Origin of the sequence: Paenibacillus cymbidii (assembly GCF_004764705.1) — a bacterium.
Lineage (GTDB): Bacteria > Bacillota > Bacilli > Paenibacillales > NBRC-103111 > Paenibacillus_AN > Paenibacillus_AN cymbidii.
On sequence record NZ_SHLX01000006.1, the window covers coordinates 72,277 to 87,338 of the forward strand.

General features: G+C 58.6%; 11 protein-coding genes. 2 read left to right on the forward strand and 9 right to left on the reverse strand.

Translation table 11 applies throughout. The annotated features are described in order from the left end of the window. The 5 genes from EXY20_RS10185 to EXY20_RS10205 all read right to left on the reverse strand — a co-directional run bounded on the left by EXY20_RS10185 (window position 1) and on the right by EXY20_RS10205 (window position 6,956). A complete protein-coding gene (locus tag EXY20_RS10185; protein WP_135550456.1) occupies window positions 1-1,842 on the reverse strand; it encodes a CehA/McbA family metallohydrolase domain-containing protein in 1,842 nt (613 codons plus the stop codon). 20 nt (window positions 1,843-1,862) lie between these two features. Beyond that, window positions 1,863-3,359 (reverse strand): sulfatase family protein, encoded by a 1,497-nt coding sequence (locus EXY20_RS10190; RefSeq protein WP_135550458.1) that lies wholly within the window; start codon window positions 3,357-3,359, stop codon window positions 1,863-1,865. Between the two features lie 33 nt (window positions 3,360-3,392). Continuing rightward, entirely contained in the window at window positions 3,393-5,051 is a 1,659-nt protein-coding gene (locus EXY20_RS10195) for an extracellular solute-binding protein (protein WP_135550460.1), read from the reverse strand. Window positions 5,052-5,154: 103 nt separating this feature from the next. Then, on the reverse strand, window positions 5,155-6,021 hold the full coding sequence (locus EXY20_RS10200) for a carbohydrate ABC transporter permease (protein ID WP_135550462.1): 867 nt from the start codon (window positions 6,019-6,021) through the stop codon (window positions 5,155-5,157). A gap of 38 nt (window positions 6,022-6,059) precedes the next feature. Further along, window positions 6,060-6,956 carry an ABC transporter permease gene (locus EXY20_RS10205; protein WP_235885545.1) on the reverse strand — a complete coding sequence of 299 codons (897 nt, stop codon included), beginning with the start codon at window positions 6,954-6,956 and terminating at the stop codon, window positions 6,060-6,062. A 211-nt stretch (window positions 6,957-7,167) separates the two neighbouring features. Between EXY20_RS10205 and EXY20_RS10210 the strand changes: the two genes are divergently transcribed. Next, the gene (locus EXY20_RS10210) at window positions 7,168-8,970 is read left to right on the forward strand and encodes a sensor histidine kinase (RefSeq protein WP_235885612.1); all 1,803 of its coding nucleotides are present in this window, start codon (window positions 7,168-7,170) and stop codon (window positions 8,968-8,970) included. Continuing rightward, window positions 8,967-10,580: a response regulator gene (locus EXY20_RS10215; RefSeq protein WP_135550468.1), complete on the forward strand. Its 1,614-nt coding sequence runs from the start codon at window positions 8,967-8,969 to the stop codon at window positions 10,578-10,580. The genes EXY20_RS10210 and EXY20_RS10215 overlap by 4 nt, the downstream gene beginning before the upstream one ends. A gap of 38 nt (window positions 10,581-10,618) precedes the next feature. On the opposite strand, the gene EXY20_RS10220 is transcribed toward EXY20_RS10215, so the two are convergent. The 4 genes from EXY20_RS10220 to EXY20_RS10235 form a co-directional block, all read right to left on the reverse strand. Further along, complete coding sequence (locus EXY20_RS10220; protein ID WP_135550470.1) at window positions 10,619-11,011, reverse strand: DoxX family protein; 393 nt, start codon at window positions 11,009-11,011, stop codon at window positions 10,619-10,621. A 410-nt stretch (window positions 11,012-11,421) separates the two neighbouring features. Then, window positions 11,422-13,899: a beta-mannosidase gene (locus EXY20_RS10225; RefSeq protein ID WP_135550472.1), complete on the reverse strand. Its 2,478-nt coding sequence runs from the start codon at window positions 13,897-13,899 to the stop codon at window positions 11,422-11,424. Between the two features lie 94 nt (window positions 13,900-13,993). Then, window positions 13,994-14,521 (reverse strand): GyrI-like domain-containing protein, encoded by a 528-nt coding sequence (locus EXY20_RS10230; RefSeq protein ID WP_135550474.1) that lies wholly within the window; start codon window positions 14,519-14,521, stop codon window positions 13,994-13,996. Between the two features lie 43 nt (window positions 14,522-14,564). After that, entirely contained in the window at window positions 14,565-14,966 is a 402-nt protein-coding gene (locus EXY20_RS10235) for a winged helix-turn-helix transcriptional regulator (RefSeq protein ID WP_135550476.1), read from the reverse strand. Window positions 14,967-15,062: the final 96 nt, after the last annotated feature.

A 15,062-nucleotide genomic window follows, 5' to 3' on the forward strand; every position in this document is an offset into this window, starting at 1 on the left:
TTACTCCTCCAAGGTGGCAACGAATATCGGACTGGCATACATGAACCCGCCATCCCGCTGCAAGGCCCGCATGTAGTAATGCGTCGAACGGTCCGCCTTGCCCAGCGGCACCCGAACGTCGACCGTCGTTCCGGAAAATGAAGACGACCACACCGTTTGCCCTTCCGATACGATATCGACCGTCTGCAGCGGCGCTTCGGCCATAATGGACAGCTGCGCGACCAGCTCCGTTCCCGCGGCAACCGCCAGTTCGCCGCCCATGAGCCTGTCGTTCAGCGCAAACCATACGATCGCCCGCGTGTCGCAAACCGCCCACGTATGCCGCTGCCACAGGCTGTCGAACACGCAGCCGCGCTCCACGCGTTCGGTCCAAACGCCGGTCATGATCACGCTCTTGCGGTCGTGGAACAGGACGCGCCCCGGCCAGCCGACATGGTTGTCGGTGCCGCCGGTAAAACCGAGCCGGTGCCCGGTGCGCAGGGCATCCTGAACGGAAGCGTTCCGGTTGTGCGACAAGCCGCGCCAGGCGTCGGTGTAATCGTTTTTTTCCTGGTTGCCGCGATTTTGCACGATTTCGACCAAACGCCGGTATTCGCGCGGCTCCGTCCAGTTGTACTGGTGCCACATCGGCACCCCGTCTTTTTTCATCGTTGCGGTAATGTTGGTGTGATGGGGCACGGCAAGCACGCCGCGCATCGCATCCAGCCGCTTCGTCGCATCCGCAAGATTTCCGGACGGCAAGCCGGCCCGCCCGCCATGAACGGCGTCTTGCCGCGGCTCGGCGAAATAATAATTTTCGTGGCCGCGGTTCGTGGAATTTTCCCAGCCGTACAGGACGGCGAACCGATCGGCTTCGTTAAACGCGTCCACCGTCTCGGTCGTCAGCGCCCATTCCGCTTCCAGCGGGCTGTGATCGCTCGGCGCGGCAAAATCCATGTTCAATTCGTCCCGTGCCGACAGCAGCGCCGCGCTTAACGAACGTCCGCCGTCGGAGCCGACGACCGTCTCCGTATGCCAATGAATATCGCCGAATGCAGGCACAAGCCCGCTCCTTTTGCCCGGCAGCACCGGATTGCCTTTCACCGCCAAATACTCGCCGTGGGTGGAGCCGTTGGCGATATTTTCGTCGGCGGACAGCTCATCCATTCGGATGCGAATCGTCAACCGCTCCGACGGAGCAGCCTCCGGCGCCGGAAGTTCGATCGTAGCGGCATCCGTCATCGTCAGCGAGGAACGGATGTCGCCCCACGACCACTCAACGCCAACCGGCCGGGCAAAACGGGACGGATTGCCGTACCGGTCTTCCGGCACGAGACACGTTCGTACGGTCCCGCGGGCCGCGGACGGGGCGGGCCGCGAATAAACCGAAAACCGTTCGACGGGCCCGGCCGTCACCTTCAGCCTGCAGCCTTCTCCCTTTTCCCTGACGACAGGAAAACGTTCCGAGTCCGTCGCCGCATGGCCCGGCAGCGGTTCCCGCACCCAAACGAACAATTCCAGGTCCATGCCGGCATACATCGACGGCGTCGCCACAAGTCCGATCGCCACCGGCTGCGCTTTGACCGTCATCTCCAGCAATCTTGCCTTGAAGACGATATGCTGCTTGCGGTTCAGCAGCGGGTCCGGCGCGTCCCGGCTGACGGCCGGGCTGAACAACGCCTCCACCCCCGCCATCTCCATCCGGTGGATGGTCCATTCGTACTTTTGCCGGAACAGGCCGGCGCGGATTTCCACTTCGGTGCCGGGAAGATAGTTGTTCTCCGGCAGCCATGTCAACTCGTAAGCAAACTGCCGATGGGACGAACAATGAGCTTGCTGCTGCCTGCCGATGATGAGCGCCATTTTATCCTCCTGCCGGTTCGTTACGTATACAAATGTTCGATTTCGTCCCAGCTCCGGCGGCCGGTGTGCAGCAGCCGGGTCATCGCATTGCGGGTGCCGTGGCTGACTTTCCCGCTGATTTCCTTGTCCGACTTCGCCCGGTATTGGGCGATATGATCGACGATCTGCTCCGTCAGCGAAAGCCTGATTGCCGCGTAAGCCGGGTCGTCGTAACGGTTATCCAGCTCGTGCGGGTCGGTTTCGTGATCGTACAGTTCGCCTTCGCCCCGTCCGTAATACACGAGCCGGTAACGGTCGGTGCGGATCGCGTTGACCCGCCGCTCGTAACGGGCGACCGACCATTCGCAGACGGTTGCCGGCTTTCCCGGCAGCTCGCCCGCCACGACCGGCTTCAGGCTTCTGCCTTCCACGCCTTGCGGAATCGTGCAATCGCACAGCTCGCACAGTGTCGGGAACATATCGACGCTTTCCATAATGCCGTCCATGACGCGCCCGGCCGGTCCGCCCGGAAATTTCAGCAGGAACGGAATGCGGTGAATCGATTCGTAGATGCCGATGTTCTTGTTCACCAGGCCGTGATCGCCGGCAAAATCGCCATGATCCGCCGTAAAAACGATCACGGTGTTGTCGTATTCGCCGGTTTCCCGCAAATACTCGAATACGCGGCCGATCTGCCCGTCGATTCGTGTGATCAGGCTGTAGTAGAAAGCGAGCTGGCGCCGCAAATCCGCTTCATCCTCCGGCACATACGGGAAACCGCCGACCGTGCCGGCCAACGCCTTCATCTTCTCCGGTTTGCCGGCGAATCGACGCTCGAACAGGTCGACGAAACCCGGCGGCAGCTCGATCGACACGGGATCGTACAACAAACCGCCGTCGAACGGAACGGTATACGGCTCGTGCGGCCGCTGGAAGCTCAGGTGCAGGAAAAACGGCCGCCGTCCGTCCCTGGTTTGCAGGAAATGCAGCGCTTCGTCGCCGGTCCACGTCTCCAGCGAATGCCGCTCCGGAATTAGCGATTCGAACGCCCGGATATTGCTGCCCGGATGCTCCTTCTTCAGCGTCCCGAGATCGTACAGATGGGCCAATCCGTGTTCGTGCAAATAACGAAAGTAGGGATTGGCGAGCGGGTCGTTGCGGTCGCAATCGCACAGGTCGCAATAGCGCAAGTATTCGAAGCCTTCCGCATCCCACGCGCCGATCATATGCGACTTGCCGACCAGCGCGGTCTGGTAGCCGGTGCGGCGGAACACGGCCGACAGCGTATGCTCGTTGCGGTCGTTCATCGCGAAGACGTCGTTGCCGATGACGCCGTGGGTGTGCGGGTATTGGCCGGTAATAAACGTGGCGCGCGACGGCGCGCAGACCGGATTGTTGCAATAAGCCTGCTTGAACCGGACCCCTTCCGCTGCCAACCGATCCAGATGCGGCGTCCGCACCTGTTCGCGAACGATCCCGAGACAATCGGCGTGAAACTGATCGGCCATGATGTAGAGCACGTTCGGTCGTTTGTCCAAAACCTCTCGTCCTTTCTATTTGCCTTATCCCGCCTACTTCAGCAAACCGACCGCCTGCAAATCTTTTTTCCGCTGCTCCATCACCTGATTGTATTTGTACGTCGTCTTCAGCGTGTTCACGTAAGTATCCCACTGGTCGAAGCCGATCTTGCCGTAAATGAACTTGAGCTCCATCTCCTGAATGTACGTTTCGCCGTCGAACACGAACGGCAGCTCGTTGTAATAGTTGTCCGCAATGACATTGCCTTTGCTGTTGTCGGCGTACACCTGTTTCATGGCCGCCAGATCCTGATCCGTGAACGTATTCTTGTAGAAATCCATATCCGGCTTGATTCCCGCCATCTGCAAGGAGGAGAAGTAAGCGGCCGAATCGCCCGCAAAGGCAGGCAGCAAAGTGATTTTGCCGTTGGCCGCGTTATAGTGCGTGCCTTCGATGCCGTAGGTGATCATTTTTCCGCCGAGCTTCGGGTTCGGCCGCGTATCCGTATAATCGATCAGTTGGATGATGCGGCTGGCCAGCCCGGGGTCCTTGAGCGCGTTTTTCGTGATCGCCACGTTCAGGCTGGAGGAGGAAGCGTCGGCATCGTTGCCGAACAGGCCGGTCGGCCCTTTGACCGGAGGCAGGTACACCCATTCCGCTTTCGGATTCGCTTCCTTGATCTGCTGCAGCAATTTGGGAGTGCCGCCGATCATCCAGTTTTGCGGATTGGCGATGGCGGCCACGCCGAACTGCCCGGCGACCATTTTTTTCTGGAATATCGGGTTCGTGTTGGTCAAAATATCCGGATCGACCGCCTTTGCGGCCGTCAGCTTGTTCAAGTACAGCAAATAATTTTTGAATTCGTCGGAGATGGCGCCGAAATGCAGTTCTCCCTTGGAGTCGATCCAGTCTTCCGGCATTCCCGACTTGATCGCGCCGATCTGCGGCATGCCGAACGCGTTCGCGAACATCCCCTGCATCGTTGTGTTCAACCCTCCCGAGCTGTAGCCGAACGTATCGTTTTTGCCGTTTCCGTCCGGATCGTTATTCGTGAAGGCAACCAGCACCTGGTACAGCTCATCCGTCGTCGTCGGCATCTTCAGGTTCAGTTTGTCCAGCCAATCCTTGCGAATATAATGGGCCGTCGCCGCGCCGCCCTGCTGCAGCAAGGGGACGCCGTAAATGTTGCCGTTGATTTTGTCGAGCGCCCATTCGTCCGCCGTACGCGACTTTTTCAGCTCGGGCACCTGGTTCAGCAGCTCGTCGAGCGGAATGATCGTGCCGTTCTGCATATACTTGACCAAATCGTCGCGGCCCACCCGGACAATGTCGGGCAAGTCGCCCGCTGCGATCCGCGTATTCAGCTTCTGGGTGTAATCCGGCATTTGCCCGGGAGTGGTCGTCAGCTTGAAGGCGATATTCAAATCCTTTTCGAGCTGCGTCCGGATCGGGTTCTCGTCAATCAGCTTCTTGTCGGTGGCATTCACCGAATTGAGCAGGCGGGCGTATTCGATGCTGTATTTTTTGCTCATATCGACGCTGGGCTTCGCCGACGCGGCCGGCGACTGAGAAGCGGCAGACGAGCCGGACGGACTCGGCTGGCTTGTCGCCCCCGTCTTCTCCGTGCCGGATGAACCGGATGAACACGCGGAGACGAGAAGCATGCTGGCGGCAAGCGATACTGCGGCGATCGTATTCCGTTTCGTACGCATATGGATTCCCCCTGGAATTGGTTTGAAGCTACCCCTAGTGTAAAATGTCACCCGGCACAATTCGATTCAATATCTGTCAATTTCATTCCCTATTCCAAGTTCTTCAACCTTTTACCGCCCCGAGCGTCGCTCCTTTCATAAAATATTTTTGCACGAACGGATACGCCAGCACGATCGGAAGCGTCGATACGACAACGCCCGCCATCTTCATCGTTTCTGCCGGCACCTCGTAGTCCGAGCTCATGTCCAGGACCGTCGGGTCGGGCTGCATCAGCAGCTGGCGCAGCGCAACCTGCAGCGGGTAACGTTCGGCATCGGTCAAATACAGAATCGCGTGAAAATACACATTCCAGTAGAAAACGGCGTAGAACAGGCCGATGGTGAGCAGGACGGCTACGGACAGCGGGAGCGTAATCCGCACGAAAATGCCCAGCTCGCTGCTGCCGTCGATCACCGCGGCATCCTCCAGTTCCTTCGGAAGCTGCTGGAAAAACGTTTTGAATATCAGCAGGTTGAACGGATTGATCAGTGTTGGAATAATCAACGACCACAAGGAATTCAGCAGGCCGACGTCTTTAACGACGAGATAGGTGGGAATGATGCCGCCGCTGAACAGAATCGTGAACACGACCAGAAACAGATAAACGCTTCGTCCCGGAACGCCTTGTTTGGCCAGACCGAACCCCATGACGGCGGTAACGAGCAGGCTCAGCAGCGTACCGGCGCCGGTGATAAACAACGAGTTCAGCAGCGAACGCGGAATGGCCGAGTTCGTGAACACCTGCTGGTAGGCGGCGAACGTAATCTGGCGCGGGAAGATCAGAAATCCGCCGTAACGGTCGACCACGGAAGTCGGGGTAAGCGAAACCGAAACGATGTACAAAAAAGGAAACAACGCGCCAAGCCCGATCACCAGCAGCAGCGTGTAGTTCGCGTATTGAAACCATTTTTCCTGGCGTGAGATAATCATCTGTCGTTCGAATCTCCTTCCGAATGGAATCGCCGCGTTCACCAGATGCCCGAATCGTTCCAACGGCGCGCGATCCAGTTGGCACCGATAATGAGCGCAAGCCCCACCAGCGATTTAAACACGCCGACCGCCGACGCCAGACTGTAACGGCCTTCCATAATCCCCATGCGATACGTCCACGTGTCGATAATGTCGCCCACCGCGTAAACGAGCGGGTTGTAGAACACGAGAATTTGCTCCAGACCGGCGTCCATGACATGGCCGAGCCGGATAATGAACAACAGAATAATGACCGAACCGATGCCCGGCAGCGTCACATGCCAAATTTGCCGCCGTTTGCCGGCCCCGTCGATATTCGCGGCTTCGTACAGTTCCGGATTGATCGAAGCGATCGACGCCATATAAATGATCGTGCTCCAGCCCAAGTCCTTCCACAGGTCGGTGGACACGAGAATGGTGCGGAACCATTCTTCCGACTGCAGGAAGCCGATCGTGGAAAAGCCCAGTTGTTTGATCCATTGATTGACCAGCCCGGTGCCTTCGGACAGGAAGGCGAACGTAATCCCGTAAATGATGACCCAGGACAGGAAGTGGGGCAAATACGTCAGCGTTTGCACCCAGCGTTTGAACCAGCTCCGCGTCACCTCGTTAAGCAGGATCGCCAGCACGATCGGCGGGAAGAACGTAAACACCAGCCGGTACAAACTGATTAACAGCGTGTTGCGAATGACGCGCGTGAAGTCCGGATTTTCGAAAAAGGTGGCAAAATGATCGAAACCGACCCACGGCCCGTGAAGGAAGGCGTTTCCGATACGATAATTTTGGAACGCGATGACGAGTCCGTACATCGGAACATATTTGAAGACGATAAAATAACACAAGCCAATCCAGATGAAGATCAGTCGCACTTTGTACCTGGCAAGCCGCTTCAGCAAGCGAACCCCTCGATTCTGCCGTGATGTGGCGCTGCGCATCGGCGCCTTACCCCCAGTATAGGCGGTCGACTTTGGCAAAAAAATTCATTATCTGATAAAATCCTTCGTTATCCGTTGAAATGCGTCCGGGCGGCAAGCACCGCCGCCGTTTTCCGTTATAATGGAGGTGAATCGCCAATTCGTTGCTTCGGGGGTGGCTTCCCTGTTCGTGATGCGTCCGTTTCGCCTGCTGACCAACCATTACCGCAAAAAGAAACTGACCTGGAAGCTGTTCATGATCACGTTCCTGCTGGTGGAGTCGATCATTCTGACGCTCGGGTATTTTTATTACCGGCATTCTTCGGCTACCCTGCTGCGCGCGCAAACCGAATACGCCGCGCAGATTATCGATAAATCCAATGAATATTTGCAGCTGAATTTGAAAAACGTCGAAAGCTTCTTCCGCTCCGTCGCAAGCGATCCGCGCATTCAGGGCGACAACCATGAAGAAATCGGCAAATGGTTTACGGGCAACCTGATGCTGTACATGCCGAACGCCAAAAATATTCATCTGCTGCAGAACGACCAGATGCTGGCCAGCACCTCCGTGTTCAGTTGGAAGCTTACCGAAAGCCGCTCTTTTCTGGAGCAATTGCAAACCGTTCGCGACCCTAATTTTTTGTACTGGCTTCCTCCCTACTTTTCTCCCGTCTCTTCGTTCACCGTCACCGCCGCAATGACCATCGGCTCGGATCGCGTGTCGGCGCCGCGAATACTGGCGCTTGATCTGGATTTGACGCAGCTGTACCAGGCGCTGAACCCGAATAAACAATCGTCGCTGCAAGGCGATTTGCTTTTGCTGGACCGAAGCAACCAACCCGTTTACGGCGAATCTCCTTATAGCACGTACGACGTCTATCGGAACCGGTTCGTGCTGAGCCGGTTGTCGCCCGACTTGTTCGAATCGGATTGGTCGACGCGAACGCTGGTCGATCGCGGCCGGACGTTGTTCCTCATCCGCAGCGTCAACAACGTGCTCGGTTGGCAGGTGGTGTGGATCATGGACCAAACCGTGCTGCTGCGGCCGCTGCACAACTCGATCGCTTTCAACTGGCTGCTTGCCTTCGTGTCGCTGCTGTTGTCGCTGGGCATCGCCAGCTTCATTACCAAGCTGGTCAGCCGCCCGCTGCGCACGATCTCCACGTCCATGAACCGGTTCAGTCTGGGCGATCTGGACACCTCGATCCGCGTCAACCGCGAGGACGAGCTCGGCGTTCTGTTTCGCCAATTCAATCAGATGACCGCACGCATCCGCGAATTGATCGTCAACCTGAAGCGCACCGAAGCGAAAAAAAAGGCCGCCGATCTGCTGGCTTTCCAGGCCCAGATCAAGCCGCACTTTTTGTACAATACGTTGAATGCCATCGGCATTTCCGCCAAACAAGGGCAAATGGCTCAAGTCGATCAACTGATCTCGGCGTTGACCGGTCAATTGGCATACAGTCTGGACAAGACGCCGAAACGGACTTCCTTGCGGGAAGAGCTGAAGGCGCTCGAAGACTACATCGAGCTGATGCTGATCCGTTATGCGGACCAGTTCGACGTGGAAATCAACATCGACCCGTCCACGCTCGAGTACGCCATGCCCAAATTCATTCTGCAGCCGCTTGTGGAGAACGCCATCTTCCACGGCCTGATTCCGGCCAAACGGACGGGAACGCTGTTCATCGGGACATCGACCGGACCGGCGGAATGGTCGATTATGATCGAAGACGACGGGGTCGGCATCCCCGCCGGAAAGCTGCGGCACTTGCAGCGCATGCTGCAAATGTCCGTCGAAGAGGCGGATGAAGCTGCCGATTCCGGCGGCGGGGCGCGGGATTCGGGGCCGATCGGCCTGCGCAACGTGAACGAACGCCTGAAGCTTACCTTTGGCCATCCGTACCGCATGACGCTTGCGAGTACGGAAGCGGAAGGCACCCGGATTCTCATCCGGCTTCCCGTCGACATTCCCGAAGGAGGAACACTGCCGTGAAAACGATCGTGTTGGTGGATGACGAAGCTTTGAGCAGAGAGCATTTTCGCGAGAGCGTTCCTTGGGCGGCCTGGGGTTACCGCATCGTGGGCGAAGCGTCCAACGGACAGGAAGCGCGGGAGCTGTGCGCAGCGCTGCAGCCGGACATTGCGCTGATCGATATTACGATGCCGGTGATGGACGGGTTGACGCTGCTGCGGCATCTTCACGAAGACCAACCGGACATTCGCTGCATCATGCTTACCGCTCATAGGGATTTCAACTATGCCCGGCAGGCCATTCAGCGGCATGCTTGCGGGTATTTGCTGAAAGCTCCGCTGCAGCTGGAAGAAGTGAAAGAGGCGCTGGAACAGGCGGCCCGCGACGTGGACAGGAGCCAGACGCTCCACCAAACCCGGAGCGCGCAGCAATTGCTGCTGCATCAATATCAATACCCGCTGCGCAAGCAATATTTTGACCATATTCTGAAAGGCGTTCTGGCTTCGTCGGAGGAAATGGTGCAGAGCGGGCTGCCGATCGGCATTCGTCTGTCGGAGGAGCAGCAATGCCTGCTCGTCTGCCAGGTCGATCAATTGGAGCAATACAAGGAGCGGTATCCCCGTCAGGACGACGCCTTGCTGGAGTTCAGCATGCTGGAGATCGTGCGGGAAACCGTTCAGACGTTGCCATCCGTCCGGTTCGAGCTGTTCCCTATCGTGTTGGGGCAATTTGCGGTATTGCTCCAGCTTGGGGAAAACGCACCGGACGACAAAAACGAACGAACGATCGTCAGCGAAATCGCGCGGAAATGGGCGCTGCCGATGCAGCAATACATGGATCTGCAGCTGACGATGGCGGTGAGCCGCCCGTTTGTTGCGCTGCACAAGCTGCGGGGCATTTACGGGCAATGCCTGTCGCTGCTGCCCCATCGATTTTATCAGCGGGAGCCGCGGCCGGTATTCGAAGCGGACGTTGTCCCTTTCCATCCTTGGCCCAATGCCCTCTTCGCCAAACTTCGGGCGGAATTCGAAGCGATCGGGCAGCCGTCTTCGCTGGAGGCGTTTGAAGCGTGGGTGCTCAGGGCAAGGAACGCGGGGCAGCATTGGCAGCCGGCGCCGGATCGGTTGCTCGCCTGGTTTGCCGCGCTGGGAACGGCGGCGCATGCGGCATCGTCGCCGATTGATCCGGCGGCGGCTTGGCCGGATTTTGCGCGGATGTCGCATTTGAATCAAGCGCTGGAAAGCTTGACGCTGTGGGCCCGCAACCGCGACCGCGGCAGCCGGGCGATCTCCGTGCGGCCGGAAATCGCCAAAGCGGTGCACTTCATCAAGCACCGGCTGCGCGAGGAATTAACGCTCGACATCATTGCCCGCGAGGTTCAGTTAAGCCCCTCCTACCTGGGACAATTGTTCAAGAAGGAGGTCGGCTCGTCCATCGTGGACTACATCATGGAGCAGCGCATCGACCAGGCCAAACGGTACCTGATCGGCGGCGACTACCGCAATTACGAGCTGGCGGACAAAGTCGGCTTCTCCAACTACTCCTACTTCTGCACCCTGTTCAAAAAATATACCGGCATGACGCCGAATCAATTCCGCAGCTCGGTCCGGCCGCAGTTGCCGAAGGACTGACCGGGGCTTTGCCGCATTTTGCCGCTCCGCGTCGGCCTTTACGCTGCCTGCGGCTTTTTTAGGCGCGCGGCGGCGGGGCGGAGCTTCCCGAAGAAGATGACCAGCGCGACGATCAGCCCCACGAGCGGCGACAAGGCTTCGCCAAAGCCCATCTCTGAAACCAGGACGGAGACGAAGGCGCCGGCCATTACAACGATCAGGGCCCCCGCCCCCAGAACAGTCAAGATGACATTTCGGAAGCCGACAATCAGGCACACGGTCGCCAGCAGCTCCACCGCCGCAATGAAGTACATGAACCCCGGCGCGTACCCAAGCGGCTCCGTATACAGCCTCCTCACCTCATCCGTGCCCATAAAAAACTTCGACATGCTCGCCATGAGGAACCCGGCCGCCAGCAGCCCTTGCAAAATACGAAACACCCATTTTTTCACGAATCGTATCCCCTTTCGCGTTGTGAGATTTCACCTCACGAATATACCACGAAAGGAATATTCCTGTAAATGCATATTTAGAAAATGCCTCTCCACGCTGAAAACCTTCAGCCGCGGCGTCGGGAGGAGTTGTCGTAGGGCAGTGGCGGACCTTGCTGCAACGACTGGCCCGAAATAGGCCATGAAAAATGGCTTATTTGCCTGTTTTCCCTCTACTCATGACAAATAACCAGTGAAAACACTGGCTATTCCGGCCAAATCTCCGCAAACTCGAACTTTTCAGCGAAATAGCCAGCGATTTCACTGGCTATTTCGTTACTGCCCACCATTTTTGACGAAATAGCCAATCAAACATGGCTTATTCATTGACACACGCGCCCGACAGCGGCTATCAAGCGCGTTCCCAACAACTACTCCACCGCGTACGTGTCCCAATAGCTGCGAACTTGCAGCGCCGCCGTGATATCCGCCGTCGTCCACGACGCGGGCAGCCGGTCGCGCGGCACCGTGACGACAACCGACTCGCCCCCGGACAAATCGAAATAGTTATCGGAGAAAACGACATCTTGTCCGTCCAGCTCCAGTTCGACGAACTTCGCCAGCGCGTCGCTGCCGACACGGATGCTGACGAGGCCGTCCGCTTCGGCCACTTGCGCGGCGATGTGCGGCTTGCGGAAGCTGAAGTGTTTGGCCGGCACGAACAGCACCGTGCCTTTGGACACAACAGCGCCGTCCTCGCCGGCGAGCTCGTACTGCAAATACGCTTCCTTCACATCGGCGATCTGCCCGGCAAAATCAAGCGCCGCCGCTTCCCCCGTCGCAAGCGCGCCGATGGCGGCCGGCGCCGTGCCGCTGGCGAGTTGCCGCTCGTCCGCGCTGCGCAGAAACCAGCGCACCGTGCCGGCGAAGCTGCGCCTCGTTTCGTTCGTCACGTGCAGCTCCACGCGAGTCCCCTCTTCCCTGGCGGACAGCAGCACCGGCGCGTAAAACCGTTTGGCCGCATAATGCAGCACCTTCCACCGGCCAAAATAGTCGATGCTCGCCCACGACGACACCGGCCAGCAATCGTTCAATTGCCAATACAGCGTACCCATGCAGCGGCCGCGGTTGCGCCGCCAATGCTCGACGCCGTAGCGCATCGCTTCCGCCTGCAAAATTTGCGACGCGTATACGAGCGAGCGGAAATCGCGCGGGAATTGCAGCGTTTCGCCGAGATACATCAATATTTTCTGGTTGCCGGACGGGTTCTTCTGGTGGCATTCCATCACATAGGAGAACAGGTTGCGTTCCCCCGGCAGCGTAAACGACTCGATCGTCCGCTCGTGCGGCAGCGATTCGAAGCCGAATTCGGACATGTAGCGGAAATACGTTTTGCGGTATTCCGTAAACGGCTTGTTGTTGTGCCACACTTCCCAGTAGTGGCCGTCGCCGTAGTTTTCGCCGTTCGTTTCGAAGAAGTCGCCGCCCGACGAAGGCGAACCCGGCCAATAGAACGTGTCCGGCGCCAATTCGGCCACCGTCGCGGGAACGCCGCGCTCGAAGAAGTCGATATACGACGTGCGGTTTTCGTCCGTGTCGGCGATCCGGCCGTCCTCGAAAAACATTTCGATCTCGTTGTTGCCGCAGATGAGCCCCAGACAGGCATGGTGGCGGATGCGCCGAACGTTGTCCGCGATTTCGACGTTGACGTTGGCGACAAACGATTCGTTCAAGTCGTACACGCCGCAGGCGAACATCAGGTCCTGCCAGACGATCAGCCCATATTGATCGCACAGCTCGTAAAAATAGTCGTCCGGATACAGCCCGCCGCCCCAAATGCGGATCGTGTTGAAGTTCGCCGCCACGCAGTCGCGGATCAGCTGCTCCGAACGCTCCCGCGACGTGCGGCCGAGCAGGTTGTCCTCCGGAATGTAGTCGGCGCCCATCGAAAAGACGGCGACGCCGTTCACTTCGAAAGCGAACTTGCGCCCCCATTCGTCCGGCTCGGTGTTGACGGTCAAGGTGCGCAAACCGACGCTTAACCGCCGTTCGTCCAACGTCCCGGCCGACGACGACGCTTGCAGCCGCACTTCCACGCCGTACAGCGGCTGCTCGCCGTAGCCGTTCGGCCACCACAGCCGCGGCTCGGCAATCGCGATGTCCGCCGTGGCCGCGCCCGAGCCGTCAAGCTCGACCGTACGTTCGGCCGCCACGGATCCGTCCTGCGCCGTTACGACAACGACGGCTTGCAGCGCCGCCCCGTCGTCGAACCGCTCGGAGGCGACCGCCACCTGCAGCGAAACGGCTCCGCCTTCGTGGCGCTGGCGCACGGAAACGTCGGCGAGCCGCGCCGTGCGGTAGCCGCACAAGCTGGCGCTGCGCCATATGCCGCAGTCCGGCAGCTTCGGGCCCCAGTCCCAGCCGGACATGTAATGCGCCTTGCGCAGATGCGTGTAGCCCGGCACAACCATCGGGATGCCGAACAGCGGCTTCTCCGCCTGCTTCGCCAGCATGTACTTGACCGGCGAGCGGAACACGACGCGCAGCTCGTTGTCGCCTTCGCGCACCAGCGTTCGGGCGTCAAGCTCGTACGTGCGGAACATATTGTCCGTCGACAGCGCATGGATGCCGTTCACGTATACATCCGCGAGCGTATCGAGCCCTTCGAACACGAACGCCAGCTTGTCGCAAGCGAGCAAATCGGCCGAAACCTGGAACGTGCGCGCATACTCGTAATCGTCGTCGAACATCTTCAGCACGGCATCTTCGTTGTCCCGGTAGAACGGATCCTCGATGGCGCCGAGCGCCAGCAAATCGGACAACAGCGTGCCCGGCACCCGGCCTTGCCGCCAGCTTGTTTCGTCCGTTCGGCGGAATTGCCAGGCGCCGTTTAATTGCAGCTTGAACATGCGTACCTTCCTGCCTCTCGTATATTGTATACTATGTATTCATTGTGAACTCGTCCCTATAATAACACAGCCTGCCGGATTTCGCCCATCGCCGTTATTTGGCGCGGATCGGAAAATACAGATCGATTTCGCTGTTCGGGTCGTCCGGTCTTGTATACCGCTGGTCGTAAAATTCAAATTCATACTTGCCCGTGGCGACGCCGCCATCGTATTCGAACGGATGGTTCGGCAGCCAGTTGCCCCAGAAGTATCGGAACGATTCGCCGAGCCCGTCCAGGTGGCCGCGATGCGTCAGCACGAGATAACGCGCGGCAGGCACGTCGATGCAGACAAGCCCTTCCGGCACGGAAACGTCGGACACCGCGGTGTCGTCGAGCCCGATTTGAACGGCGGCGGTGTAGTCGAAGCACATGGAAGATTCATTCGCCGGGTTTTGCAGCATCAGACCGAAGCTGCGCGAGCCGATTTCGCCGGCGATTTCCGGTATGCGTTTGCCGAAACGGGCCCACAGCTTGGCGATCGAGTTCGAAGGCGGCGGCGTTTGCGAATCGAAGACGATCGACTCGGTCAACCCAACGACGCGAAAGGCCGGTTTTTCCACAAATTTGATCTCAAGCACCATTTATAACGCTGCCTCCTTTAGATGTAAACATTCACATAAACTTCTATTCGCCGTTGGCGGTTCGTTTCCCTTCTGCGCCGTCAAGCGTCAATCCGTACCGTTTCAACTCGATGAAAATACGCTCCAGCTGCCTGCCTTTGTCCGTCAACGCGTACTCGACCCGCGGCGGAATTTCCGGATATACAGTGCGGGTGACGATCCCCGCCTCCTCCAGCTCGCGCAGCCGCAACGACAGCGTCTTCGGGCTGATGCCTTCGAGCGAACGAAGCAGATCGCCGAAACGAAGCGTGCCGTCCAGCAGCAGATCGCGGACGATCAGAAACGTCCATTTGCTGCCGATGATGCCAAGCGCGCGTTCGATCGGACACGCGTCGCCCGGTACGCTTCTCGCCAGGGCGATCGGTTCCGCGTTGCCTTGCTGCGCGTTGCCCAGCGTCTCCCCCATCCCGTCAGTCCCCCTTCACCCCGATGCAAAATAAACCGCCGTTTGGCGCAAGCTGCCTTTTGAGCGGCGCCTTTCCTACTACGATAGCACATTACT

Coding starts and splice junctions, on each gene's coding strand:
- EXY20_RS10185 (WP_135550456.1), bottom strand. CDS start 1,842: ATGGCGCTCATCATCGGCAGGCAGCAGCAAGCTCATTGTTCGTCCCAT.
- EXY20_RS10195 (WP_135550460.1), bottom strand. CDS start 5,051: ATGCGTACGAAACGGAATACGATCGCCGCAGTATCGCTTGCCGCCAGC.
- EXY20_RS10200 (WP_135550462.1), bottom strand. CDS start 6,021: ATGATTATCTCACGCCAGGAAAAATGGTTTCAATACGCGAACTACACG.
- EXY20_RS10210 (WP_235885612.1), top strand. CDS start 7,168: ATGCGTCCGTTTCGCCTGCTGACCAACCATTACCGCAAAAAGAAACTG.
- EXY20_RS10225 (WP_135550472.1), bottom strand. CDS start 13,899: ATGTTCAAGCTGCAATTAAACGGCGCCTGGCAATTCCGCCGAACGGAC.
- EXY20_RS10230 (WP_135550474.1), bottom strand. CDS start 14,521: ATGGTGCTTGAGATCAAATTTGTGGAAAAACCGGCCTTTCGCGTCGTT.
- EXY20_RS10235 (WP_135550476.1), bottom strand. CDS start 14,966: ATGGGGGAGACGCTGGGCAACGCGCAGCAAGGCAACGCGGAACCGATC.